Origin of the sequence: Tsukamurella tyrosinosolvens (assembly GCF_900104775.1) — a bacterium.
Taxonomy (GTDB): domain Bacteria; phylum Actinomycetota; class Actinomycetes; order Mycobacteriales; family Mycobacteriaceae; genus Tsukamurella; species Tsukamurella tyrosinosolvens.
Genome location: NZ_FNSA01000003.1, coordinates 1,536,712 through 1,562,107, shown reverse-complemented (window position 1 = coordinate 1,562,107; position 25,396 = coordinate 1,536,712). Strand labels below are relative to the sequence as shown.

At 67.7% G+C, this 25,396-nt stretch carries 23 protein-coding genes; 7 read left to right on the top strand and 16 right to left on the bottom strand.

The window, feature by feature from the left end:
- Positions 1 to 45: 45 nt before the first annotated feature.
- The 3 genes from BLW32_RS09020 to BLW32_RS09010 form a co-directional block, all read right to left on the bottom strand.
- A complete protein-coding gene (locus tag BLW32_RS09020; RefSeq protein WP_102101504.1) occupies positions 46 to 636 on the bottom strand; it encodes an HNH endonuclease in 591 nt (196 codons plus the stop codon).
- Positions 637 to 784: 148 nt separating this feature from the next.
- Positions 785 to 2,194 (bottom strand): sensor domain-containing diguanylate cyclase, encoded by a 1,410-nt coding sequence (locus BLW32_RS09015; protein ID WP_068742572.1) that lies wholly within the window; start codon positions 2,192 to 2,194, stop codon positions 785 to 787.
- 43 nt (positions 2,195 to 2,237) lie between these two features.
- Entirely contained in the window at positions 2,238 to 4,058 is a 1,821-nt protein-coding gene (locus BLW32_RS09010; RefSeq protein WP_068742573.1) for a PAS domain-containing protein, read from the bottom strand.
- A gap of 92 nt (positions 4,059 to 4,150) precedes the next feature.
- On the opposite strand from BLW32_RS09010, the gene BLW32_RS09005 reads away from it, so the two are divergent.
- Both BLW32_RS09005 and BLW32_RS09000 read left to right on the top strand, forming a co-directional pair.
- Complete coding sequence (locus BLW32_RS09005; RefSeq protein WP_068742688.1) at positions 4,151 to 4,555, top strand: globin; 405 nt, start codon at positions 4,151 to 4,153, stop codon at positions 4,553 to 4,555.
- Between the two features lie 11 nt (positions 4,556 to 4,566).
- Positions 4,567 to 6,165, top strand: a complete 1,599-nt coding sequence (locus tag BLW32_RS09000) for a glycoside hydrolase family 13 protein (RefSeq protein ID WP_068742574.1) — start codon at positions 4,567 to 4,569, stop codon at positions 6,163 to 6,165.
- Positions 6,166 to 6,199: 34 nt separating this feature from the next.
- Here BLW32_RS09000 and BLW32_RS08995 read toward each other — a convergent pair whose 3' ends face one another.
- Positions 6,200 to 6,685, bottom strand: coding sequence for a DUF4188 domain-containing protein (locus tag BLW32_RS08995; protein ID WP_068526449.1), 486 nt, complete (start codon positions 6,683 to 6,685; stop codon positions 6,200 to 6,202).
- 82 nt (positions 6,686 to 6,767) lie between these two features.
- Between BLW32_RS08995 and BLW32_RS08990 the strand changes: the two genes are divergently transcribed.
- Positions 6,768 to 7,409 carry a MerR family transcriptional regulator gene (locus BLW32_RS08990; RefSeq protein ID WP_068742575.1) on the top strand — a complete coding sequence of 214 codons (642 nt, stop codon included), beginning with the start codon at positions 6,768 to 6,770 and terminating at the stop codon, positions 7,407 to 7,409.
- Here BLW32_RS08990 and BLW32_RS08985 read toward each other — a convergent pair.
- From BLW32_RS08985 to ettA, 4 genes are all read right to left on the bottom strand, one after another.
- Positions 7,398 to 8,042 carry a DUF8185 domain-containing protein gene (locus BLW32_RS08985; RefSeq protein WP_068742576.1) on the bottom strand — a complete coding sequence of 215 codons (645 nt, stop codon included), beginning with the start codon at positions 8,040 to 8,042 and terminating at the stop codon, positions 7,398 to 7,400. The two genes, BLW32_RS08990 and BLW32_RS08985, sit on opposite strands and share 12 nt — an antisense overlap.
- Positions 8,039 to 8,473 (bottom strand): acyl-CoA thioesterase, encoded by a 435-nt coding sequence (locus BLW32_RS08980; protein WP_107504247.1) that lies wholly within the window; start codon positions 8,471 to 8,473, stop codon positions 8,039 to 8,041. Before BLW32_RS08980 ends, BLW32_RS08985 begins: the two co-directional genes overlap by 4 nt.
- Before the next feature lie 67 nt (positions 8,474 to 8,540).
- Complete coding sequence (locus BLW32_RS08975; RefSeq protein WP_068742577.1) at positions 8,541 to 12,761, bottom strand: NAD-glutamate dehydrogenase; 4,221 nt, start codon at positions 12,759 to 12,761, stop codon at positions 8,541 to 8,543.
- Between the two features lie 192 nt (positions 12,762 to 12,953).
- The gene (gene ettA / locus BLW32_RS08970; RefSeq protein ID WP_068742578.1) at positions 12,954 to 14,627 is read right to left on the bottom strand and encodes an energy-dependent translational throttle protein EttA; all 1,674 of its coding nucleotides are present in this window, start codon (positions 14,625 to 14,627) and stop codon (positions 12,954 to 12,956) included.
- Between the two features lie 322 nt (positions 14,628 to 14,949).
- Between ettA and BLW32_RS08965 the strand changes: the two genes are divergently transcribed.
- From BLW32_RS08965 to BLW32_RS26995, 4 genes are all read left to right on the top strand, one after another.
- On the top strand, positions 14,950 to 15,162 hold the full coding sequence (locus BLW32_RS08965) for a hypothetical protein (RefSeq protein ID WP_068742579.1): 213 nt from the start codon (positions 14,950 to 14,952) through the stop codon (positions 15,160 to 15,162).
- 367 nt (positions 15,163 to 15,529) lie between these two features.
- A complete protein-coding gene (locus tag BLW32_RS08960) occupies positions 15,530 to 15,859 on the top strand; it encodes a hypothetical protein (RefSeq protein ID WP_068742580.1) in 330 nt (109 codons plus the stop codon).
- A gap of 6 nt (positions 15,860 to 15,865) precedes the next feature.
- Positions 15,866 to 17,218 (top strand): DEAD/DEAH box helicase, encoded by a 1,353-nt coding sequence (locus BLW32_RS08955; protein WP_068742581.1) that lies wholly within the window; start codon positions 15,866 to 15,868, stop codon positions 17,216 to 17,218.
- 127 nt (positions 17,219 to 17,345) lie between these two features.
- On the top strand, positions 17,346 to 17,534 hold the full coding sequence (locus BLW32_RS26995; protein ID WP_139286115.1) for a hypothetical protein: 189 nt from the start codon (positions 17,346 to 17,348) through the stop codon (positions 17,532 to 17,534).
- A gap of 191 nt (positions 17,535 to 17,725) precedes the next feature.
- Here BLW32_RS26995 and BLW32_RS08950 read toward each other — a convergent pair whose 3' ends face one another.
- From BLW32_RS08950 to BLW32_RS08920, 8 genes are all read right to left on the bottom strand, one after another.
- Positions 17,726 to 18,559 carry a phage major capsid protein gene (locus BLW32_RS08950; RefSeq protein WP_074850465.1) on the bottom strand — a complete coding sequence of 278 codons (834 nt, stop codon included), beginning with the start codon at positions 18,557 to 18,559 and terminating at the stop codon, positions 17,726 to 17,728.
- A gap of 126 nt (positions 18,560 to 18,685) precedes the next feature.
- A complete protein-coding gene (locus BLW32_RS08945) occupies positions 18,686 to 19,633 on the bottom strand; it encodes a hypothetical protein (RefSeq protein ID WP_068742583.1) in 948 nt (315 codons plus the stop codon).
- A 572-nt stretch (positions 19,634 to 20,205) separates the two neighbouring features.
- Complete coding sequence (locus BLW32_RS26990) at positions 20,206 to 20,952, bottom strand: hypothetical protein (RefSeq protein WP_139286114.1); 747 nt, start codon at positions 20,950 to 20,952, stop codon at positions 20,206 to 20,208.
- Positions 20,953 to 22,016: 1,064 nt separating this feature from the next.
- Positions 22,017 to 22,193 carry a hypothetical protein gene (locus BLW32_RS27460; RefSeq protein WP_156486423.1) on the bottom strand — a complete coding sequence of 59 codons (177 nt, stop codon included), beginning with the start codon at positions 22,191 to 22,193 and terminating at the stop codon, positions 22,017 to 22,019.
- Between the two features lie 129 nt (positions 22,194 to 22,322).
- Positions 22,323 to 22,811, bottom strand: a complete 489-nt coding sequence (locus BLW32_RS08930; RefSeq protein ID WP_231857429.1) for a helix-turn-helix domain-containing protein — start codon at positions 22,809 to 22,811, stop codon at positions 22,323 to 22,325.
- A 68-nt stretch (positions 22,812 to 22,879) separates the two neighbouring features.
- A complete protein-coding gene (locus BLW32_RS08925; protein WP_068742586.1) occupies positions 22,880 to 23,374 on the bottom strand; it encodes a hypothetical protein in 495 nt (164 codons plus the stop codon).
- On the bottom strand, positions 23,371 to 23,586 hold the full coding sequence (locus tag BLW32_RS26985) for a helix-turn-helix domain-containing protein (RefSeq protein WP_139286113.1): 216 nt from the start codon (positions 23,584 to 23,586) through the stop codon (positions 23,371 to 23,373). The genes BLW32_RS08925 and BLW32_RS26985 overlap by 4 nt, the downstream gene beginning before the upstream one ends.
- 192 nt (positions 23,587 to 23,778) lie before the next feature.
- Positions 23,779 to 24,840 carry a tyrosine-type recombinase/integrase gene (locus BLW32_RS08920; RefSeq protein WP_170181041.1) on the bottom strand — a complete coding sequence of 354 codons (1,062 nt, stop codon included), beginning with the start codon at positions 24,838 to 24,840 and terminating at the stop codon, positions 23,779 to 23,781.
- Between the last annotated feature and the right edge of the window lie 556 nt (positions 24,841 to 25,396).

Below are 25,396 nucleotides of genomic sequence, written 5' to 3'. Positions count from 1 at the left end.
TGTCGGACGCCCGACGACGCTGGTCGGTCTGTGGAACAACTTAGCCTATGCCGCATCGAGGTCGAGATACCGACTCCACATCGGGTCGACCTCCTTGAGCGTGGAGAGCAGCCGCCAGTGCCGACCCTGCGGCGGCCGTGGCTCGGTGCGCAGCGTCCAGCCGATTTCGGACAGCAGCCGGTCGGCCTTGCGGTGGTTGCAGGAGGCGCAGCACGCGACGCAGTTGTCCCAGCCGTGGCCGCCGCCGCGCGACCGCGGCAGGACGTGGTCGATGGTGTCGGCCTTGCCGCCGCAGTAGCCGCAGCGGAACCGGTCGCGGTGCATCAGCGCGGCCCGCGTCATGGGCACCTGCGCCCGGTACGGGACGCGGACGTAGGTGCGCAGCCGGATCACCGACGGCACAGACAGCGAACGGTCCGCTGAATGAACCAGCGGACCGTTCGGATCGTCGTGGACCACATCGGCCCTATCCCTGAGCATGAGGACTATCGCCCTCCGCATCGAGATCGCCGTCAATGGCTCGTACGTGGCGTTGAGCAGCAGCACCCGGCGCTTGCCCCACACGGCACCACCGGACCGGGAGTCGTCGGCGAGCGCCGTGGTCGCGGGGCCACCCGCGGCGTGCGTTCGCTTCATCGACACTCCTCACCGTCGCACGGACCCCGCCGGGGCGGCCGAGGTCCCTTCGCCTCTAGTAGTGCACCACGGACGACGGTGATCCGCACGGTGATTTCCGCGCATTTCCCGAGGCGAATCGGCGGATAGCGGGTGAACGTGAGGTGACCTAACCCGCCACGACCCGGTTCCTGCCGCCGGCCTTCGCCCGGTACAGCCGACGGTCCGCCCCGTGCAGCAACAGGCCGGCCGCAGTGGTCGCGGCCGTCGCCGACACCCCGCCGATGCTCACCGTGACCGGGAAACCGTCGCGCACGAGGCCCAGCTCGAGAACGACGCCGCGTACCGCCTCGAGCACCGCGACGAGGTCGCGGTCCCCCACCAGCAGCAGGGCCAGTTCGTCTCCGCCGTAGCGCGCGGCGACCTCGCCGGGACGCTCCGGGACGGCCGCGATCGCCGCAGCGACGGCGCGCAGGACGTCGTCGCCCGCCGTGTGTCCGTGCGTGTCGTTGTAGCGCTTGAAGCCGTCCACATCGATCAGGGCGAGATGCACGAGGCCGCCCTCCTCGGCGGCGGCGCGCAGCGCGAGATCCAGGGCGCGACCGAACCCCCTCCGGTTCGCGATCCCCGTCAAGTCGTCGATCTCGGCGAGCCGGCCGGCCTCGACCGCCTGGCGCTCGGCGCGGCGACGGTCCGCCACCTGCCGCGTGATGTCGGTCTGCATGCCGACGAGCCGGAGCGGCGCACCGTCGGCAGCGCGCTCGATGACCCGACCACGCGCCAGCACCGAGATCCACGTGCCCGCGCGGGTACGCATCCGGTGCTCGAACGAGAACTCGTCCGAGAGGCCTCGCAGGTGTCGGTTCACCCGGCTGAGGGCGTCATTCAGGTCGGCCGGATGCACCCGCCGCTCCCACTCGGCGGTACGGTCGCCGACCTCCGACTCGCGGCCCGCGTAGCCGAGCATCGCCTTCCACTGCGGTGAGTAGAACACCGACCCGGTCGCCAGGTCCCAGTCCCAGATGCCGTCCCCGGCACTGGTGATCGCGAATTGCCACCGGGCCTCGGCGCGCGCGAGCTCGGCTGCGGCGCGACGCGCCTCGGTGATGTCGCGGGAGATCCCGATCATCCCGATCACCGTGCCCGCCGCGTCCCGGTAGGGCGCCTTGAGGGAGAGGAAGGTGCGCAGTTCCCCCTCGACGACGGGCTTCTCCTCGACCTCGCGCGCCACGCCCGAGGTCATGATCTCCCGATCCGTCGCCATGAGGCGGGCGGCGAACTCGGGGTCGAAGAAGTTCGTGTCGTCGCGGCCCAGGACGTCGGGGACCGGGGCGCCCTTCACGCGCGCCGCGGCGGCGTTGAGGAAGACGTACCGGCCCTGGAGATCCTTCACGAAGACCAGGTCGGGCGCCGCATCAGCCACGGCCTGCAGCATCCGCAGCGGCTCTCCGGCGCCGTCCGCGACGGCGGAGTTCAGCGCGTTCGCCATCGCGCGCAGCCTGTGCACCTCGTCGGCGGACTCCCGCGTCCGCTCGGCGGGGTCGCCGGTCCCGGGGGCCGGCGTCGCGTCGCTCGTCACGATCCGTGAGCGTACGCGGCCCCGCTCCGTCCCAGGTCGGACGCTATCCGGCGACGACCCGGTTCCGGCCGTCGGCCTTCGCCCGGTACAGCCGACGGTCCGCCTCGTGCAGCAACAGGCCGGGCGCCGTGGTCGCCGCCGTCGCGGAGACGCCGCCGATGCTCACGGACACCGGGAGGCCGTTCGGCGCGAGGCCGAGCGCGAGGATGTCGCGGCGCGCCGATTCGAGCACCGCGGCCAGGTCGACGTCGCCGACGAGGAGTAGCGCGAGCTCGTCGCCGCCGTACCGCGCCGCCACCTCGCCGCGGCGCGAAGGGATGCGCGCGATCACCGCGGCCAGCTCGCGGAGCACGTGGTCGCCGACGACGTGCCCGTGGGTGTCGTTGTACGTCTTGAAGCCGTCGACGTCGATGAGGGCGAGGTGCACGACGTCGCCCGACTCGGACGCGTCGCGCAGTGCGGCCTCGAGCGCCCGCGTAAAGCCGCGCCGGTTCGCGATGCCGGTGAGCTCGTCGATCTCGGCGAGGCGCCCCAGCTCCTCCGCCGCGTCCTGGAGGGCGCGGCGCTCGATGACCTCGGCGGTGACGTCGGTCTGGCTGCCGATGATCCGTACGATCGTGCCGTCCTCGCCGCGCTCGATGACGCGGCCGCGTCCCCGCACCCACAGGTAGTAGCCCGACCTGGTCCGGATCCGGTGCTCGCAGTTGTACTCCGCCGTCTCCCCGCGCATGTGCCGGTTCATCGCGCGGAGCGCGGATTCGAGGTCCTCGGGGTGTACGCGCCGCTCCCACTCGAGAGTCGTGTCGCCGATCTCGTCGTCCGCGTAGCCGAGCATGCTCTTCCAGCGGGGTGAGTAGTAGACCTCCCGCGAGGGGAGGTCCCAGTCCCAGATGCCCTCGCCGACGGTGTCGAGCGCGAACTGCCAGCGCGCCTCGGCGCGGAGCAGCCGGGCCTCCAGCTGCCGGCTCGCCGTCACGTCGCGCGAGACCCCGACGAGGCCGATCACCCGCCCCGATTCGTCACGGTAGGGCGCCTTGAGCGAGCGGACCGTCCGCGGACGGCCGTCGACCACGGCCGACTCGTCGACCTCTTGGGCGATGCCCGTGGCCATGACCTCCTGGTCGGCGCCCATGATCCGGGCGGCCGCCGGGGCGTCGAGGAAGGCGTCGTCGGTGCTCCCGAGCACCTCCCCGATCGGGAGCTCGGTGGCCTGCAGTACGCGCAGGGCCGCCCGGTTGAGGAAGACGAACCGTCCCTCGCGATCCTTGACGTAGACGGAGTCGGGCGCCGCGTCCGCGATGGCCTGGAAGGTCCGGAACGTGGCCAGGTCGGCCGCGCGGTCCGGGTCCCCCGTCGCGGCCGCCGTCGCGGCGGCCTGCAGGGCGCGCAGCCGGGCCACCTCCTCGGCCGTGCTCCGGGCGTCGGTGATGTCGCGGGACACGCCGATCAAGCCGATGACCTCGCCGGCGGCGTCGCGGTACGGCGACTTCGTGGACAGGAAGGTGCGGGCCAGCCCGTCGACGGTGGTCGACTCCTCGAGCTCCTGCGCGACGCCGCTCCGCATGATCTCGCGGTCGGTCTCCCGCAGCTGCGACGCCGCCGCGGCGTCGAACATCTGCCGGTCGTCGTTGCCGACGAAGTCGGCGACCCGGACCCCGTACAGGCGCGCGACGGCGTCGTTGACGAACAGGTAGCGACCGGCGAGGTCCTTGACGTAGATGAGGTCGGTCGCCGCCGCCGCGATCGCCCGGAACATCGGGAGGGAGCGCCGCGCCTCGTCGACCTCCGCGGTGAGCGCCGCGACGCGCTCGCGCAGGTACCGGACCTCGGCCCCGTCGTCGCGCTCGTGCGCATTCCCGCTCACCGGCTCGACAGTAATGCGCACCCGGCCCGGGGACGACCGGACGGCGAACCACGGGGACGGCCGCCGCGGCGGCCCGTGCAAGACTGGTGGGTGTGAGCACGCCGGACCAGCAGACCTTCTACGACGCCGTCGGCGGCGCGGATACCTTCGCGGAATTGATCCACCGCTTCTACCAGGAGGTCGCGCGCGACGAGCTGCTGCGGCCCCTGTACCCGGAGGAGGACCTCGGCCCCGCGGAGGTGCGGCTGCGGATGTTCTTCGAGCAGTACTGGGGCGGCCCGCGCACCTATTCGGAGCAGCGCGGCCACCCCCGACTGCGGATGCGGCACGTCCCCTTCCGCATCACCGAGATCGAGCGCGACGCGTGGCTGCGGTGCATGGACGTCGCCATCGCCTCGATCGACGACGCGCGGATGAGCCCGGATCACAAGCAGCAGCTCAGGGCCTACTGTGAGATGGCCGCACAGATGCTCGTGAACACCCCCATGGGCGCTTGAACAGGAGTGAGATGACGCCACCCGTCCGCACGCCCCACTACACCGAGCCGCCGTGGTGGAAGGACGCGATCTTCTACCAGGTCTACCCCCGGTCGTTCTCGGACGCGAACGGCGACGGTGTCGGTGATCTGCGCGGCGTGATCGACCGGTTGGGCTACCTGGAGCTGCTCGGGGTCGACGCGCTGTGGCTCTCGCCCGTGATGCGCTCCCCCATGGCCGATCACGGCTACGACGTCTCGGATCCCCGGGACATCGACCCGCTGTTCGGCACCCTGTCGGACATGGACGAGCTGATCGCGGCGGCGCACGCCCACCGGATCCGCGTGACGATGGATCTGGTGCCGAACCACACGTCCGATCAGCACCCGTGGTTCCAGGCCGCGCTGGCCGCCGGGCCGGGCAGCCCGGAGCGCGACCGCTACATCTTCCGCGAGGGCCGCGGCCCCCACGGTGACGAGCCGCCGAACAACTGGCCCAGCATCTTCGGCGGGCCGGCGTGGCACCGCGTCACCGAGGCCGACGGCACGCCCGGCCAGTGGTACCTGCACATCTTCGCGCCCGAGCAGCCCGACCTGAACTGGGAGAACGAGGACGTCTTCCAGGATCTGGCGGCCACGCTGCGATTCTGGCTGAACCGCGGCGTCGACGGTTTCCGCATCGACGTCGCGCACGGGATGGCCAAGCCCGCGGGGCTGCCGGACATGGACCTGGTCAACAACCAGATCATGGACAACGACGAGAACGACCTGCGGTTCAACGATCCGGGCGTGCACGCGATCCACCGGCGCATCCGGCAGGTGATGGACGAGTTCCCCGGCCGCGTGACGGTCGGCGAGGTCTGGGTCAAGGACAACGACCGGTTCGCGGAGTACATCCGGCCGGACGAGCTGCACCTGGGCTTCAACTTCCGCCTCGCCGAGGCGGAGTGGGACTCCCGCGAGATCCGCGAGGCCATCGACAACTCGCTGATCGCGGTCGAGTCGGTGAACGGCATCCCGACGTGGACGCTCTCCAACCACGACGTGCCCCGCGAGGTCACGCGGTTCGGCGGCGGCGAGCTGGGCACGGCCCGCGCGCGGGCGATGATCCTGGTGGAGCTGGCGCTGCCGGGCACCGTCTTCCTCTACAACGGTTCCGAGCTGGGCCTGCCGAACGTCGACCTCCCCGACGCGGTGCTGCAGGACCCGACCTGGGAGAGGTCCGGGCACACCGAGCGCGGCCGCGACGGCTGCCGGGTGCCCCTGCCCTGGCAGGGCGCGCAGCCCCCGTACGGCTTCTCGACGAGCCCGGACACCTGGCTGCCGATGCCGGACGACTGGAAGGGCCTCACGGCCGAGGCCGAACTCGAGGACCTCGATTCGACGCTGACGCTGTATCGCACCGCCATCGAGCTGCGCCGGATGCGGCCGGAGTTCCGCGGCGACGCGATCGAGTGGTACGGCGCGCCGCGTCCCGGCGCGCTGGCCTTCCGGCGCACCGGCGGCCGCCTCACCTGTGTGCTCAACGCCTCGGACGGCCCCGTGGACCTGCCGGGCGGCGAGGTCATCCTCGCCAGCGCGCCCCTGGTAGACGGCCTGCTGCCGCCGAACGCGGCCTGCTGGCTGGCCTGATCCCGACGGTGCGCCGCCGGGCGTGGTCGACGCCTCAGGCCCCGATGCGCTCCCGCGACGTCCGGCCCCGTCGGGCCAGGGGCTGGGCGCCGACCGCGGCGGCGAGCCCCACCGGGGCCGACAGGTCCGCGTAGATCGACTCGTGGGCGCCGGCCGGGACCCGGTAGGTCTCGTGCCAGATGCCGACCGTCGACCGCCCTTCGGCGTGGGCCATCTTGTAGAACTGCAGCCACGCCGGCCGATGCGCGAAATCGGTGGAGTGCGAGTAGCTCTCCAACTCCTCGAAGCTCCGCCAGTACTGCACGAGGAGCGGGCCGCCGGGCGCGATCGCCTTGAAGCCGCCGAGGTAGCCCAGGGCGCCACCGCGCTTCCGGTCGCGCTCGATCTCGGCCTGCATCCGGCGCAGCGAACGCCCGACGAACGCCGCCTGCCCCAGGCGCCAGGTGCGCCGCGGGCGCATGCCCAGCAGGAACACCACCAGGTCACCGTCGTGGGTGTCGGTCTGTAGATCGTGGTTCATCTGTCTCTCCCAGCTGGGTACACCTTGGATAGTGTCACTACCCATATTGGAGAGTGAAGCTATCCCGTGTCAAGATCGAGGGATGAAATTGTCGGAACTCTCCACGGAGACCGGCGTGAGCACCGCCTCGCTCAAGTACTACCTGCGGGAGTCGCTGCTCGCGCCCGGCGAGCCGGTGACCAGGACGCAGTCCGAGTACGGGCCCGCGCACGTCGAGCGCGTGCGGCTGATCCGCGCCCTGGTCGACTCCGGCGGGCTCTCCCTCGCGCAGGTCCGGCGCGTCATCGACGCCCTCGACAGCCCGACGGTGCCGCGCCACGAGCTCCTCGGGGTCGCGCAGGAGGCGCTCATGGAGGCCGAGAAGTTCGACGAGGACGCCGAATGGACCGCGCTGGCAACCGCGTTCGTGGAGCAGCGCGGCTGGCGGATCGAGGACGGCGACGTGCTGCTGCCGCAGCTCGGCGCGCAGCTCAAGGCACTCGCCGACACCTGCGACGTGGGCGGCCGGGAGACCCTGGACCGCTGGGCCGACGCCGCGGAGATCGTGGCGGCCTCCGACCTCGACACCCTCACCGGGGACGACGCCCAGGCACTGCGGACCGCGATCGTGGGCACCGTCCTCTCGGACAAGGTGCTGCAGACGCTGCGCCGGCTGGCGCAGCAGAACCGGACCGCCCAGCTCTACGAGGCGGCCAGGGGCTCGGACGGGGACTCAGACCAGTAGGCCCGGGCCCGCCTCGCGCCGCTGGTACAGCGAGCCGAAACGCGCGTCGACGCGCACCCACGTCGCCGACGCCGAGATGCGGACCGGCTCGTCGGCGCCATCAGCGGCGAATCCCATGGCCTCCAACGCGAACGCGGTCCGCAGGCTGATCGGGACGGTGGTCCCGTCGGTGCTCACGCTGACCACCTCGGAGTCGAGCAGGGAGGCGGGCGGCCCCGCGGGGCCGCCGGTCTCGCGGCCCACCTCGACGCCCCGCGCCGCGACGGCGCGCAGCGCCTGGGCGGGCACGTCGTCGACGTGCGCGAAGCCCGTCGCGGGCGGCAGGGCGCCGCGCCACGCGGAGTCGAGGGCGAATCCGACGTCCACGTAGCCGCCCTCGTCCGACGGTGCGAGCCGCAGGGAGTCGAGCACGGTCGCGGCGCTGCACACCAGCGACTCGGGCGCGACCGTGCCGGTGAGCACCCGGACCGCGAGCACCCCGAAGCCCGTCCTCCCCCACACCTCGACGCGCTCGTCGTCGCGGCGGCGCACGCGGATCACGGCGGAGTCGTCCGTGCGGAGCAGGCGGGTGACGAAGGCCGCGAGGTTCGAGCGCGGACCCGCGCCGGCCACCGTCAGGCGTCGATCGCTCACCGCGCGAACGACTTCAGGTAGTCGCGCTGCTCCCCCGACAGCCGCCGCACGCGTTGCTCCGCCACGTCGAACGCGGCGAGCCGCACCTGCGCGACCACCGCCGGTGCGGTGTCGAGGCCGGAGCCCGCGGGCCGGACCGCGTGATGCACCACGAAGTCCGCCGCCCGCACCGCGGAGGTCCACAGCGTGATCTCCAGCGGCGAATCCTGGTGCCGCAGCTGCCCGCGGTACTCGACCTCGAGCTTGGCGAGCAGCAGCCCGTCGAGCAGGTCGCGGGTGGGCGCGTCCGGCGCGAACAGCAGCGGGATCCGCGCCTCCTCCAGCAACGTCACCATGCGCGCGTTGTTGATGTGCTGGTAGACGTCCATATCGGACCAGCGCACGTCCACGGGCACCGTCAGGGCGGCACCGTCGTCGGTCACGGTGCGCACGCCGGTGACGCCCGCCGCGGTGAAGCTGTAGTCGGTCACGGCTCCACGCTAGCCGACCGCCCCGGGCCTACCCCACGTGGCGCAGCAGCGACCGCAGCGCGCGGGTCGCGACGGACAGCCGCGACTCGTCGTTCGCGATCGGGCTGGTCCCGTCGGCCGGATCGAGGATCTCGCCGAGCAGCGCGCCGACGCGCTCGAGCCGACGCGCGTTGTGCGAGGCCCAGTCGCCGATCTTCTGCGTCGCGGGCTCGGCGGGGTCGGTGAAGTTGAGCACCTCGATCGTCAGGCCCCGCAGCGCGCCGTACAGGTCGTCGCGCAGCGCGAGCCGCGCCATCTCGCTCCACCGGTCGCCGCGCGGCAGTTCGGCGACGGCCGCGAGCATCTCGTCCACCCGCAGGCGCTGCATGAGGGCGAAGTACAGCTGCCCCACCTCGTCGTCCTCGCGCTCGGCGATGTCCGCGATGTCCACCACGTCCAGCAGGCTGAACCGGTACAGCGCGCGCCCGACGGTGTACGCCAGCTCCTCCGGCACCCCCGCGGCGATCGCGCGCTCGGACGACGCGCAGGCGTGCCGGTCGTACCGGAGGTCCCAGGAGCCCATGGCGGCCGACAGCGCGGCGATGCGGTCCGCGTAGCGGTTGACCTCGGCGCCGATAGCGATCGGCTGCGGCCGGTTGGTGAGCATCCACCGGGCGCCGCGGTCGAGCACGCGGCGGCTCTCCGCGAGCAGCGCCGCGGTCTCGCCCGCCGAGACCGGCACCTCCTTGAGCTCCGCCCAGGTGCGCGGCAGGTCGAAGACGCGGCTCACCGCGACGAAGGCGCGGACGGCGTCGGACGCGCCGGCGCCGGTCTCCTCGGCGAGACGGTAGACGAAGCTGACGCCCGCGTTGTCGACCATCTCGTTCACCGTCTGCGTGGCCACGATCTCGCGGCGCAGCGGGTGCGCGAAGACGGCGTCTCCCGCGCGCTCCCGGAGGTGGTCCGGGAAGTACTCGGGCAGCTTCGCGACGAGCACGTCGTTGTCGGGCAGGTCTCCGGACAGCACGTCGTCCTTGACCGCGAGCTTGACGTGGGCCATGAGGTTCGACAGCTCCGGCGAGCTGAGGCCCAGGCCCGCCGCCTGCAGCTTGTCGGTCTCCTTGCGGGTCGGCAGCGCCTCCAGCCGCAGGTCGACGCCGCGGTTGCGGGACAGGTCCGCCAGGATCCGCGCGTGCACGTCGACCATCTTCGGGGCGAGTGAGCGCTCCACCGAGAGTGCCGTGTTCTGGGAGACGTTGTCCGCGAGCACCAGCCGCGAGACGTCGTCGGTCATCGACACCAGCAGGTCGTGCCGCTCGTCCGCGGCGATCGCTCCCGCGGCGATCTGCCGGTCCAGCAGGATCTTGATGTTGACCTCGTGGTCCGAGCAGTCCACGCCCGCCGAGTTGTCCATGGCGTCGGTGTTGATCCGCCCGCCGGCACGGTCGAACTCGATGCGGCCGAGCGGGGTGACGCCGAGGTTGCCGCCCTCGCCGATCACCTTGGCGCGCACCTGCTGCCCGTCGACACGGATCGCGTCGTTGGCACGGTCGCCCACGTCGAGGTTCGTCTCCGTGGAGGCCTTGATGTACGTGCCGATGCCGCCGTTCCACAGCAGGTCGACGGGGGCCAGGAGGACGGCCTGCATGAGCTCCGGCGGGGTCATCTCGGTGACGTCGTCCGCCAGGCCGAGTGCCGCGCGGACCTGCGGGCTGATCGGCACCGACTTCTGGTCGCGGCTGAAGACGCCGCCGCCCTCACTGATCTTCGTCGTGTCGTAGTCCTTCCACGACGAGCGTGGCAGGTCGAAGAGGCGCTGCCGCTCGGCGAAGCCGGTGGCCGCGTCGGGGTTCGGGTCGAGGAAGATGTCGCGGTGGTCGAACGCCGCGACCAGCCGGATGTGCTCGGAGAGCAGCATGCCGTTGCCGAAGACGTCGCCGCTCATGTCGCCGACGCCGACCGCGGTGAAGTCCTCGGTCTGGGTGTCGACGCCCATCTCCTGGAAGTGCTTCTTCACCGACTCCCACGCGCCGCGGGCGGTGATGCCCATGCCCTTGTGGTCGTAGCCCTCGGAGCCGCCGGAGGCGAAGGCGTCGCCCAGCCAGAAGCCGTAGCCGGCGGCGACGTCGTTGGCGATGTCGGAGAACGAGGCGGTGCCCTTGTCGGCGGCGACCACCAGGTAGGTGTCGTCGGCGTCGCGGCGCACCACGCGCTCGGGCGGGAGCACGTCCCCGTCGGGGCCGAGGTTGTCAGTCACGTCGAGCAGGCCCGAGATGAACATGCGGTAGCAGGCGACGCCCTCGGCGCGCTGCGCGTCGCGGTCGGCCGCACCGTCGCCCGTGAGCTCCGGCGGCTGCTTGACGACGAAGCCGCCCTTCGCGCCGACGGGCACGATGACGGCGTTCTTGACCGCCTGCGCCTTGACCAGGCCGAGGATCTCCGTGCGGAAGTCCTCCCGGCGGTCCGACCAGCGCAGGCCGCCGCGCGCGACCATGCCGAAGCGCAGGTGCACGCCCTCCACGCGGGGCGAGTAGACGAAGATCTCGAACCGCGGGCGCGGCTTGGGCGCCTCCGGGATACGGCCGGGCTCCAGCTTGATGGAGATCACCGGCTTGTCGGCGTAGAAGTTCGTGCGCACCGTCGCTTGCACGACGTGCAGGTAGGCCCGCAGGATCCGGTCGGCGTCGAGGCTGGTCACCGCGGCGAAGGCGGCCTTGAGGTCGGCTTCAGCGGCGGCGGCCGCATCGGAGTCGGCCGCGATCGGATCGAAGGTGGCGGTCCACAGCCGCACCAGCGCGAGCACGGCGTCGCGGTGCTCGAGCAGTACCTGCGCCATGTGGCCCGGGCTGTACGGGAATCCGCACTGCCGCAGGTACTGGCCGATGGCGCGGAGCAGCGCCACCCGGCGCCAGTCGAGGCCGAAGGCGAAGATCAACTCGTTGAACCTGTCGACCTCGGCCTCGCCGCGCCACACGGCGGCCGCGCCCTCGCTGGCCAGCCGGCGCAGCCGCGCCAGGTGGGCGGGGAGGTCCGCCTCCGCGACGCCCTCCGCGGCGGTCGCCCGCAGCACCGGCGAGACCCGCAGCCCGAAGTCGTAGACCGAGCACAGCGCACCGTCGGGACGGCGCACCGTGTACGGGCGCTCGTCGAGCACGTCCACGCCGAGGGACTGCAGCACCGGCAGCACCTGGGACAGCGTCACCTGGCCGCCGGTCATGTACATGGTGAACCCGAGGTTGGCGCCGCGGCCCTCCGGCGGGTCGTAGAAGACCAGGTCGCTGCCCTGTGCGGGGAGCGCGGCGATCCGGTTGATGTCGAGCAGCGCGACCTCGGGGGTCTGGTCCTCCTTGTAGTTGGGCGAGATGCCCGGGAGGTATGCGGAGACGGTGGCCGCGTCCGCGCCGGCGGCCGCGGCGGCCGAGAGCACGTCCTCGTCCCAGGTCCGGCTCACGTCGCCGAGCCGGGCGCGGATCCGCGCCTCGTCGGCCGCCTGGAAGACGGGGACGGTGTCCTCGCCGCGCGGCAGGAGCACGAACTGGATCCGCGCGATCGCCGACTCGGTGACGCGGGCGGTGAACCGGTCGACGTGCATGCCGGTCTCGTCCTCGAGCACGTCGATGAGAACGCCGCGCGCCCGCGAGGTGTACCGATCCCGGGGCAGGTAGACGAGAGCGCGCGCGAACCGGGCCAGCTTGTCGGTGCGCAGGAACAGGGCGAGGTCGTCGTCGCCGAGGTCGCGCAGGGCACCGAAGACGCGGGCCAGCTCGTCCTCGTCGGCGACGACGAGCCGCAGGCGGGGGTACGTCTGGATGTACTCCATGAGGCGCTGGTTCGCCGGGTCCGTCCGGTCCACGCCGATGCGGGCCAGCACGCGCTCGATCTTCGCGCCCACCATCGGGATGCCGAAGACGTTGTGGTGCAGGCCGAGCACGGTGAGCGCCATCGCGAAGAGCTCCACCGGGCCGCCGTCCGAGGGCGCCGCGGCCAGGAGGAAGGGCGAGCCCGCCGCGTCGCCGAGCGGCTGGGCGAGCTCCACCACGGCGATGGAGCCGGGCTCGGGCGCGGGCATCGCGTCGATGACGGCCAACAGCTTCGCGTCGGGGTCGGCGAGGACGCCGGTGCCGACACCGTCGACCCGGGATCCGAGGATTCGGGCGTTGTCCTCGGACAGCCAGGCCACGAAGTCCGACGGTGACCTTCCGGGCGGCTGCGCGGCCACGACGGACGCGACGCGAGTGAAGACGGACGGATCGATCGCGGACTGCGCCACGGGCGTGCTCCTCCTGCGGGGTCGAGGCAGCGCACGCCAAATGCCGGGTCAGCACGTGGCGCCGTTGCCAAGGTGTGACGGAGCCAGTGAGCTCCGGGCACCACATTACGGCGGGGGTGGGGGCTACGGGCCAGTAATGAACGACGACGCCCCCGGCACGGGGCCGGGGGCGTCGTCGTTCGCGGACCGAGGTCAGTCGCGCGTGAGCTTGCGGTGCGTCACCGAATGCGGGCGGGCCGCCTCGGCACCGAGGCGCTCGATCTTGTTCGCCTCGTAGGCCTCGAAGTTGCCCTCGAACCAGAACCACTGTCCCTCGGAGACGTTGCCCTCCCACGCCAGGATGTGCGTGCAGGTCCGGTCGAGGAACCAGCGGTCGTGGGAGATGACCACGGCGCAGCCGGGGAACTGCTGCAGGGCGTTCTCCAGGCTGGAGAGGGTCTCCACGTCCAGGTCGTTGGTCGGCTCGTCGAGGAGGATCAGATTGCCGCCCTCCTTGAGGGTGAGCGCCAGGTTGAGCCGGTTGCGCTCACCACCGGAGAGGACCTCCGAGGGCTTCTGCTGGTCCGGGCCCTTGAAGCCGAAGGCGCTGACGTAGGCGCGCGAGGGCATCTCGTTCTGCCCGACGGTGATGTAGTCGAGGCCGTCGGAGACCACCTCGAAGACGGTCTTCTTCGGGTCGATGTTGGCGCGGTTCTGGTCGACGTAGCTGAGCTTGACCGTCTCGCCCACCTTCACCTCGCCCGAATCGGGCTCCTCGAGGCCGACGATGGTCTTGAACAGCGTGGTCTTGCCGACGCCGTTGGGGCCGATCACGCCGACGATGCCGTTGCGCGGCAGCGTGAAGCTCAGGTCCTTGATGAGGACGCGGCCGTCGAAGCCCTTGTCGAGGTTCGAGACCTCGACCACCACGTTGCCCAGGCGGGGCGGCGTGGGGATCTGGATCTCCTCGAAGTCGAGCTTGCGGTGCTTCTCGGCCTCCGCCGCCATCTCGTCGTAGCGCTCGAGGCGGGCCTTGTTCTTGGTCTGCCGGGCCTTGGCGCCGGAGCGGACCCACGCGAGCTCCTCCTTGAGGCGCTTCTGCAGCTTCTGGTCCTTCTTGCCCTGCACCTCGAGGCGCTCGGCCTTCTTCTCCAGGTAGGTGGAGTAGTTGCCCTCGTACGGGTGCAGCTTGCCGCGGTCGACCTCGCAGATCCACTGCGCGACGTGGTCCAGGAAGTACCGGTCGTGGGTCACGGCCAGCACGGCGCCCGGGTAGCTCGCGAGATGCTGCTCGAGCCACAGCACCGACTCGGCGTCGAGGTGGTTGGTGGGCTCGTCGAGCAGCAGCAGGTCGGGCTTGCTGAGCAGCAGCTTGCACAGCGCGACGCGCCGCTTCTCGCCACCGGAGAGGTTCTCCACCGCCGAGTCGCCCGGCGGGCAGCGCAGCGCGTCCATCGCCTGCTCGATCTGCGAGTCGACCTCCCAGGCGTCGACGGCGTCGAGCTGCTCCTGCAGCTTGCCCATCTCCTCCATGAGCTCGTCGGTGTAGTCGGTGGCCATGAGCTCGGCGACCTCGTTGTACCGGCGCAGGTTGACCATCGTCTGGCCGAGGCCGTCCTCGACGTTCTCCTTGACCGTCTTGGTCTCGTCGAGCTTCGGCTCCTGCATCAGGATGCCGACTGTGGCCTCCGGGTCCAGGAAGGCCTCGCCGTTCGACGGCTGGTCCAGGCCGGCCATGATCTTGAGGATCGACGACTTACCCGCGCCGTTCGGACCGACCACGCCGATCTTCGCGCCCGGGTAGAACGACATCGTCACGTCATCGAGGATGACCTTGTCGCCGTGCGCCTTACGCACCTTCTTCATCGTGTAGATAAACTCTGCCACAGTCTAACCCTTCTGACCTGCGAACTTCACGTTGGTAACGCCCTCTAGCCCCACTCCAGCCCCACACGGGCTCGCCAACACTGCCGCCTTTGCCAAGGCAGCGTGGGGCGATGAGAGGTGAGCTTGCATGACTCCAGCCTAGGCGGTCGACGGAGTATCGCGGCATCCAGCCATGCCGCGTGCGAGTTGCATCTCGGAGTTGAAATTCCAGTACATGCATCTTCGACTTATCTATCGACAATCTCGGACAGAGCGCCTAACGTCTGCGATGCAGCCGAGTCCGGCCCCTCTCCCCACTCCCCCAACCGATTGGAGTCTGTCCATGCACCTGCCCGAGATCGCGACCGAAGGCGTCATCTTTAGCGAGAGCCCCTGCGGCGGCACGTTGGAGGTTGCCCGAGTCCACGATGACGACGGCGAGCGGATCGCGCTGTTCATGTCCGAGGGGCGGGGCGATGACGCCAACCACTCGACCATCGAGCTGACCCGCGACCAAGCGGTGCAGTTGATCGAGATGGTGCTCGCGGCGGTGTAGCCGCACCACAACGACGAAAGCCGCCCGTCTTCTCCCCGAGAAGATTGGGCGGCTTTCGTTTGTCCTTATCAAGACTGCCACGAATTGAGTGCGCAGGCGGTCTTGTGAATGCGCCGAGTAATTGCTCGACCATTTGAGAATTGACGACTCCGGGCAGGTGGGGAATTGCTTTGATTCGTGCTGATCTCGGCACCCCTATAACCCGTATACGCACTGGCAGACACCGGATGAGCGTCACGGGAACCGTAGGGGACCAGGGGATACTCCCCCAGGGTGACCAGCTTTGACGCCTGACATGAACCGTGGTTTGATTGCGGCTCACGGCACAGGAATTCTGTGCACACACCTCACGAAAGGACGAACAAACATGAGCAATGAAGAGATCTCTCGCGAGCAAGCAGAGGCCATGTTTCATGAACTCGGCGAACTCGCCAAGCGAGCAAGCGAGGCGCAAGAGCGCGAGTCGGAGTTGAGTGCAAGCGTGGAGAACGTTCTCGCCGAAGCTGATGTCGCTATTGCCGAGGACAGCATCGCCATTCCGCGCGAGCTGTACGAGCAGGTATACGAGGTGTCGGTGCGACAACTCGGCGAGGAATACCGAGGTACCGCACTCGCCCACGACCGGACTGTCGAGTTCATCAAGGACGCGACGCGTGAGAAGTTCGCGCAGATCGAGCGAGAGCATGAGGCAGAGTAGGCAGTGATGCAACTCCGCGAATGGCAGCGTGAGGCCGTCGAGCAGTTCCGTATTTCCCGTCGCTCGAGTTTTCTTGCTGTCGCTTGTCCTGGTGCGGGCAAGACGACGTTCGCCCTCACTGCGGCTCGCGAGTACCTCGACAGCGGCAAGGCCCGCCGGGTGATCGTGGTAGCTCCAACGCTCGCTGTGGCGTCTCAGTGGGCGGCTCACGGCCTGTTGAAGCTCGCGGCAGCTCTGCCAGCCGAGGGCATCGACACGGACGGTTGCGAGGGTCTGGTCCTGACGTACGCCAGCCTGTTGGGCGCGACGGGCGCGCGGATCGGCGAGGCGATCGACCGAGACACCCGGCGCTCGGGCACGTTGGTGATCCTTGACGAAGTGCATCACGCCGCCGAGGACTCCAAGTACGGCCTGGCGCTCACGCGGGCCTTCTCGGGCGCTCGCAAGCGGCTACTGCTCTCGGGCACGCCCTGGCGCACCGATGCCCGCGAGGCGATCCCGTTCGCGCGGTGGACTGCCGACGGGGAAATGATCGCGGATGTGTCCTACAGCTACGCCGATGCCTTGCGCGACAAGGTGTGTCGGCCTGTCGAGTTCGTGGCGGTGTCGACCACTGCGAACTGGCAGGACGCGAAGGGTCCGCAGTCGGTCAAGGTGAGCATCGAGCGGCCTATCCCCCGGTCGGCTCGCGGGTCCGTTCTGCGGTCGACGTTGGACGATGGCGAGTGGTTGCGCGGAGTGCTGGCAGAGGCACACGCGCACCTGATGATGCAGCGGCGCGAGATCCCCGATGCGGGCGGCTTGATCGTTGCGCGCGATGTCGAGCACGCCTACATGGTCCGCCGAGTCCTCGCGGAGACCACGGGAATCGAGGCACCTGTGGCAGTCGGCAGCGACGACGGGGCCGCAGTGATCGACAGGTTTCGCCGGTCGTCCGATCCATGGTTGATTTCCGTGATGCTGGTCAGTGAGGGCACGGATATCCCCCGGCTCACGACGCTTGTCTATTCCACAAATAAGGCGACTCCGCTGCTCATGACGCAAATCATGGGTCGCGTCATCCGCACTCGGCGCGGCGAGGACGTGACGGCCCGCATGTTCATGCCCTCGATGCACCACCTCTGGGAGATCGCTCTCGATATCGACCAGCAGGCACTACAGGTATTGCAGCCGCGCGTGAGGCGTACACGCAAAGCCGTCACGGCACCGAAGCAGCACGCTAAGAGCGCGCACGGTGCGAGCATCGGGTGCGAGATCGAGGACATTGCCACAGTTGGGCAGGGCACCCGCATCGAGCGTGAGCAGATGTCGAAGTCGCAACAGGACTTTGCCCGCATCTTTGCGACCGTCAAGGGCTAACACCAGGTCATCCCGATCATTTCGCTAAGCAATAGTGCAGGATTGCAATATCTCAGTAAAGGCACATCGCCACGCCCGGACGGCGGTACCCTCGCAACCACAACAAACGAAGGGAATTCCGCACACTATGAGCACTGAAATCAAGCGCACACTTTCTGTTGCGGTGGGCGTACTCTTAGCGGCGCTCGTTATCCTCATTATCTGGTCAATCAACAGCGACAACAAGAAGTTCGAAGAGTCGAACGAGAAGGCGCGCGAGATCTGCCAGAAATATGGATATGACTCCGCAGGTTGCACGCTTGGGACCAACCGATAGCGCAAAGGAACAGCCCCACCATGGTCTTGCTATGGTGGGGCTGCTCTATTGGCGGCATGCGACGGTTAGGAGGACCGCCCGCATTGAGCCCGAGCTATCCAGGAACTGACTCGATGCGGCGCAATGCTGCCATCTAGCAGGCCAGGAAATACCGGATGCCTACGGTTTGGGAGCCTGCTAGGAGTATTCAGCTAGGGCGTGACATTGAACTTGACCGCTGCCAGCTTCTCCGGTCGTGGGAATACCCAGCCGATGCGCCCGAATGATCGGATAGCGGTTCGCACGGACGTAAAGAAGGTGGATGCATCGGCCTCGACCTCGACATCCTCGCGAACGCTCATGAACACATAGTCGGGGTCGATCAAATGCGCAGTCTCGGCAGCGACATCCGCACACGTAAGCACCGGGATTCCCGCGATGGTGTTTCGCCACGCGGAACCGGGATCTGACTGGAGAATGTACTGATTCGATCCCGCGCTGACCTTGAGCTTGCGCAGCTTGGTCGCCAGCTCCGGACCCATGACGATGAACCGAGGGTTTGCACGCTCTGCCTCGACCGCGCCGAGGGCGTCAAGGAACGGATCGAGCGAGTACTCGTCGGCCTCGACGATGGTTCGACCGCTTACGCTCTCGATGCCCTTTGGCCCCTTTGGCGTGGTGGTGCCAAAGAAGGTCTTATCGACCAGTTCGGCGTAGGCATCGATAAGCGAATTGCTAAGCAGCGTCGGAAGATCGTACGCCGAATCATTAAGCAGCTGTCGGGTCGCGGTCAACAGCTTGCCCGCGTTCATGTGTGGCACGCGGATTTCGTTGAAAGGGACATTCTCGACTGTCAGCTCTTCGCCTTCATCGAGCCACTCGGCGGAAGTCTTACCCATCATCGGCAGCGCAGCGTGGCCCGCATTTGCGTGCTCGACGTGCGAAACCTGCATGGCGATCGACTTCTTTTCGAGCGGTGCGAGGAAGTTTTCCTTCATGTCATCGGGTGAAAGGATCGCACCGGAATTGAGCGTAGTATTGCTCATGTTGTAAACCTTGCTTCTAGGGAAATATCAATGAGCGAGGTTCACAGAACGGCATCGCTACGGGGAGTCACTCAACCCGACATTCTTAGTCTTGCACATTTGACGCAGTGTGCAAGTGATTGCAGCCTACGCCAGTCCGAGCTGCCTCCGTCGGGTCATTTCGTTAAGCGCGACACCGACGACGTTGGGAGCCGTTGGGCCGCGATCGACCACCAGCGTTTGGCCTACTCCGGTGTTCGGGTACACGGGCGGTCGCTTAACCCGGCGCAGTCCGGGACGGCTGTTCGCCAGCTCACGGGCAGTCCCGCGTACACGTTCGGCGTCGACACTGCCTGTTCCGTCGAGCATGTCCGCCACTTGCGAGCCGCCGACATCGAATAGATCTTCGCCACGGCCCAGGACCGAGGCCGCGATCGCAGTGATGTGGGCTCGATGGATCGCGTCGCGCCGTCCCTCAATGTGCTCCAGCTCGGAAGTACTCGCCTTCACTCTCAACCTCTGGGCGATCTCTCGCTTTGGCGCGGCGTCGGCCTGCTCGCGCAAGAGCTGCCATGCGGGTGCCTCATTTGAAGCGTCGGCGTCGATCTCCCCCGACCCGGCCTCTGCGGCCTCACGGGCGGTATCGAGCACTGTCTGCATCCAATGCGCGCGCGGAGCATCGGCGGCGTCGGCAGCATCGCCAGGCGTGACCGGCGACGGCACGGCGCGCTTACCGGCGAGGCCCGGACGTTCACCGAGCAGAGATCGCAGCGCGTCGTGCATGGCGGCGAAATCGACGGTGCCGTCCTCCCGTAGAAGGTCCTCCGCCACATACCCACCGACGCCGAACAGGTCGTCCGGGATCGCCAGGTACGGCGCTGCGAAAGCGGCCACGACGGACCTAGCCGCATCTGCCGCAATGCTCCGGGCGGCCTCGATGCTCGCGTCCACCTCGCGCAGGCGCACCCGCAATTGCGCTTCGCGGTTCGACTCCAGCTCGTCGGCCTCGTCGTCGGCCTCCTCGACATCCTGCCGGGTGCCGATCACGTCGTCCTCGTCGGCTTCGTCTGCCTCGATGATGTAGTCAGTCGTCATTGCTAGTGGCCTCCTCGGGCGCTGTATGGAAGGGGAACCGCTGTTCCCGAATATTGCCTAGATACCGGTTCTCGACGCGCGACGTTTGGCCGGGTTCCAGTGTGTAGCCGTGCAATTCGAGTAGCGCGTCCTCGAGCGAGGTAGTTCGGCGGGACATCACGCGGTGGCGCGTGTCGCTGAATCTGGTTGCATCCCACTCATTTTGGAATCGCCCGTAGCTTCGGTGGGCCGCGGGACCGCGCCTGTCCTCGGGTCTCATGTGATCACCGAGCTGGTCAGCTAGGTTCCTGTAGTCGTCTGTCATCTTGTTCTCCTAATGTGATGGTCCGCTTACTTAACGGAGTTGCATAGCTTCTGAGCTGCAATGAGTTGTTCGCCGGCACTTTCAGCGGTCCGTTTTTGCGAGGCCTGTTCGCTCTAGCTGTCAGAGCGGTGTTCGCGTGAACACGTCCGCAGCGCCTCGGCGTGACACCTTGGCGAACCTCAAGGTCAGAGGCTTTTCGGCGGCTTGAATGAGGCTCGACTAGGGCTCGAATGCGGCTCGGTTGAGCGGCGGGCGCGGCCTTGGCGGACTAGAACGGGCACTCGATCCGCAAGCCCTTGGGCGTGAACTGCTCCGCACCGCCAAAGAGGTAGTCCTCCAGATGGTCGGCCCAAACGATCGGTCCCGTCAGCTCGCGACTGGCGTAGCGCTCAACCACACCATCGAGGTAGCCGAGGAACCCGCCAAACTTCTTGTCCCAGTCGGCGCTGGTGAGCTTGCGCTCAATAGCAAGCTCGCGGAACTTCTCGCCCACTTCACCGACGGACAGGCCGCGCGGGCACTTCGCAGCGTGGGCCTTGTTCGGCGTCCATCCCTCGGAGATCCCCTCACGCTGGTCTGCGCCAGCGAAGCGCGCGGACGAGTGTTCTTCAGATTGGGAGTTTCTATTGGGAGATTGCATTGGGAGATGGTCCGTCAATATTGACGGGCACTCCTCCGCAGAATTGACGGGTACGTTCCCCTCAGTTCTGACGGGTACGTCTACGTTCCCCGCAATATTGACGGGTACACCGTTGGCGTTCCCCTCAGTTTTGACGGGTACGTCGTCATCGCCCGTCGCGGGCGCGATCGACGGGAAGGTCAAGAGGAAGTCCGAGGCGTTGCCGCTCTTGGATCCGCCCCGCTTTGTCTGGACGATGTAGCCATGCCCGCGCAGGCTCTCGAGGCCGCGCTCTACCGTGCTGACCGACACGCCCAGTTCGCCAGCCGCCCACTCCGCGCCGCAGTACGGGTCCACCGTGTATTGGTCAGCGATGCAATGCAGGAACCCGCCCACCCTGTACCCGGCAGCACTAACCGACGGATCACATAGGAGCGTGCGCAACCATGCGAACGTGCGAGGCTTCCCGTCTGCGGCCGGGTATGCTGCCACCCTTCGGTGGGGGTATCGCTCCACGTTCACATCGGTCACATAGCGCAGGCGCTGAGAATCGCTTATACTCAAGTCAGTTCTTCTCCGATCCCGCCCTAGCCTGGACAGCAATGGGGCGGGATCTTTTCATTTCAGGCGAATAGATACTCTATTCATCGTTTCGCGCCAGGCCACACAGCGCCATCGGTTCTGTTTTAGAAGCACGAAGAGTGTCGAGACCAACAGTTAGACGACACGCCGATAGGCCTGCGGAAATGCGCGCACGTTAGGCAGTCCGGTCCGGGATGCGCAGTTCATACCAAGCCGGATTGTCCGCACTCCCACTGTGCGCATACCGAATCCAACCGGCTGCCCGCATCGCCGCGATGCGTCGGGTGACGGTTGCGGACGACAGGCCGGTCTCCTCCACTATGAGGTCTCGACCCGGTGCGGAGTACAGCGCCCCGCGATCGACCTTCGCGAACGAATGCTGAAACAGGGACCAGATGACGGAATCGAACTGCGGCGGGAAGAAACGCGCCGCAGCCCGCTGCCAGTCGCATCCAATGATCGGGCAGCCGCTAGGTTCGTGGCTATGCATCGACGTTCTCCAGGTCGTCCACAGCGATCCTCAGGAGCGTTGCCAGCTCGGCGCGAGTCGCAAGTGGGAGACGCGAGAGCCGCCGCTTAGTGAGCTTCGTGAGGGCGTATTCGAGGATCGCGTCATGCGCCGCCTTCTCACGCGAGGCCGCAGCCGGATCGAGGGAAGTGTGCCAACTAACGGCGCTCACTCCTGCCAGCCCTCCCAGTTGACGGCCTCGAGCAGACGCCCACGAATAACATCTTTGTCTAGGTAGCCGTCCACACGGTCGCGAAATGATCGCAGCGCGGAGGGGGACGTCAGCTCGAAAAGCTTGGATAGCTCCCCCGATACGCGGTGATGTTCGCGTTCTGCGAGTTCCTGCTCGTCGCGCTTACAGGTGCATGAATCAGTCATTGGTGCTCCGGTTCTCGCGGACCCACCGACGGAATGCCGCAGGGTCAGCGTAATAGAGGGAATTGACCGAGCGGCCAGGAATGAGGCCGGTCTCGATCGCTGAAACGGCAGCGGAATAGTCCACGCCGGAATTATGGGTGAGAGCGCGAAGGCTCTTGTATTCGTCCATTGAATCTCAGCGTAAATCACCTGGGATCAATTGCAATGGGTTTAGAAATGGGTTATGGCGAGCGACTTGACCAGTTCCCGCCATGAGGTGAAAGTCTCCAACACGTCGGAGACTTGGGCTTCGGTCGGGCTACTGGAGCCGTCTATTCAGCTCGCTCGACCAGTCGGCCACGCGCCCGGCCACTCGGTGAACGTCGGCCTTGTCGTGGACGGTCTCGACCACGGCGCGCACTCCGACCTTGACGCCGATCGCCACCAGGTCGTCAAGGGTGAACTTGCCGATCTTCCCCGCGAAGAGATCCGACACCCGCGATTCCGACACTCCAAGCTGCCGGGCGGCTTCGACCTGGGACCAGCCGCGCCGGGTGACCTGCTCCCCAATGCCGATCATGAAGTCAGACCGGACCCGAAGGTTCTCGGCCACGCTGGGATCGGCCTCGATGTCGTCCCAGACGCTCGCGTACGCCGCGAGGAACTTGCGCCCGTGGTCCGGGTCGTCCTCGCGACGGAAGACGGTGCCGGGGGCGTACTTGGCGAACAGCTCGCGGCCAGCCCTGCGAGCATCCTCGCCCCAAAGGCCGCGCTCGGGGTGCATCTCGGCGTCGGGGTGATCGGACATGCGGACCTCCTGGTGATCGACGGCGTAACCGTTCATCGTAGGCCGGGACCGCAGGGGCCGCGAGCGAGTTACAGCTCGCTCCGCAGTGGCGGCACCACAGGCGCGTCCGTCGCCATGCGCAGTAGGGCGTCCGCAGACACCACGTACTCGCTCTCGCCGCGTCCCTTGATCCGCGCCAACAACTCGCCACCAGAGAAGGTGTGTTCCCAGACGACACCCTCGCCCCACCGCTGCGCGAACCACTCGGCGGTTGTCCTCTTGGTGGTCCAGGCCATGCCGTCGCAGGTCGAGCCACCACGGTAGAGGTTAATCGTCTCGGGCGGGGCCGCGAGCTTGCCGTCCGACGTGTATCCGGCTGCGCGGAACATCTCGTCCCACTCCCACCGAGACGTAGAGGCATCGTCGTCTAGCGCACCCTCGGGGAACTCCGAGGCTGACCAGACCTCGCCGATATGGCGCGTCAACTCGCCCTCGTCCAGGCCTCCCCGCAACCACTCGTAATGCAGGATGCCGGGGCCGCTGTTCCGGTCCGCGTGTAGAAGCTCGCGTGCGATGTCGCTCATCGCGCGAGCCCCTTCTCGTAGAGGGCAAGGTCGGTATCCCAGACTCGCCAGCTACCGCCCCAGCGGAAACCGGGCATCAGTTCGTCAGCCATCATCTGGCGGACCTTGCGGGCACTTCCGCCGAGGCGGGTTGCCACGTCTTCCGGCGTGAGCGCCGTTCGCTCAATAAGGTTGATACTCAATCGTTTTCTCCAAACGTCGATGCTGGTCATGTGTGCCGGAATCGCCGGACTTGATCCCTGAACACTAGCGTCGTTTTGGAGGTTGAGCGGAAACGATTCTGAGCTGTTCGCGTGGCGAACGGCTGCCTATCTCAGCCCCTCGGCCACTGTCGCCGCAGCACCGCGACCAGACCCGTATCCGTTGGTCGCCACCATTGCTGTGACCAATGTCACATACGCGCCTTAGAGGTCGGCCAGGGCAGCGCGGGTGGCGTCGTCCTCGCCGGGGATGATGTGGAGGTAGGTCTCCATCGTGACCGCGAGCGAGGCGTGCCCGAGCAGCTTAGACACGGCGACAGCAGTTCTCCCCTGGTCAAACAAGGTCGACGCGTAGAAGTGACGCAAGCTGTGCCACTTGGTGATCGGTGCGCCGAGCGACCGCAGGCGGTTGCCCGCGTTCGTCGGAGAGAACTGCCGTCCGGTCTGGGTCAGGAACAGCGGCGCGTCGAGATCGCGGTCGAGCTTGTCGATATGGTCCTTCAAGGCGAGCGCGAGCGCGTCAGTGAGCGGCACCGTGCGGATCGCGTTCGGAGTCTTCAAGCTTGACCACGCCCACTCGGCACCTCCCAGGCGGCTCTGCGCTTCGACGTGCAAGCGCCTGCCGTCGACATCGACCGAGCGGACGCGAAGGCCGGTCAGCTCCGCGATGCGGATACCTGTTGTCGCCGCCACGCGAAACATCAGCGCTAGCTGTGGGTCCGTCGTGGACTCGATCAACTCGCGCACCTGAATCTTGGTCGGGATCTCCGACGGCGAGATCGCACGCGCCACCGTCCGCCCCTTCTTGTCGCGGCGCAGGCGGCACGGATTGCGCTCAAGGTGCCCATCCTCGATGGCCGCGTTGAACAGACTGGCGAGAATGCGGCGCAGGGTCCGCACCGTAGACACCGCAAGCGGCTTATCACCCTTCCACGGACGCCCCGTCGTCAGCTCCTCGATCCATTCCTCGACGTGCTCACGCGTAACGCGATCCATCCTCAGGTACTCGAGAGCCCCGAGATTGTCCAAGAGCTGCTTACGACCGGCGCGGGTGCTGCTGCCTTCCTCCGCGGCCTCCATGTGCTCTTCGACGGCACGCCGCACTGTCCACGTGTCGACGCGCGGGCCGACGGTGGCCTGACGCTTGCCCTTGCGGTTGTTTTCGTACTCGCGGGCTTCGGCCTCGGTCGGGAACTCCTTCTCCTTCCCATGCCACCTCGCCCGCCACACCACAGCACCGGACGGTTTGGTTCGCTGACTCGCCATTTCATTTACCTCCTGGGGCCAGTCTAGCAGTAAATAGCCCCCGCAGCCCCACGATAGCCCCATACGAGGTAGCAAACCCTGCCGATCTTGCCGTTATGATGCCGGATTTCAGACATTCGGCACGCCGGTAAACACGCTGTCTGAGCTGGGAATACCGGATTGTCTATTGACTTTTCGAACGAGAGATGGAGCGGCTTCTACACTTTCATCGTGTAAATGAATTCAGCCACAGTCCCTGCCTGCTCTCACGCGAAAACGACCCACCGGTGTGCCGGGGGCAAACGACACCAGCCTACCGACCGGCGCCCGTGGGCGGGCACCGGACCGGGCGCGACGGCGCGGCCCCCGCTCCCCTCCCGGGTAGTACTCGGTGCCGGAATCGAGTAGTCGGCCACTCTCGCGGCGCTCGCCCGGGCCGCGATCTACTCGTGCGACGACGCTCGATCCGAGGGGTGCGGCGCGGCCCGCCCACCCGGGCTCCCGGCCCGCGCCGGCGCCGCCTCGGACCGACTGGCGCGTAACAAGCGGGGCTTAAGGACCGAACGACACAGTGGAA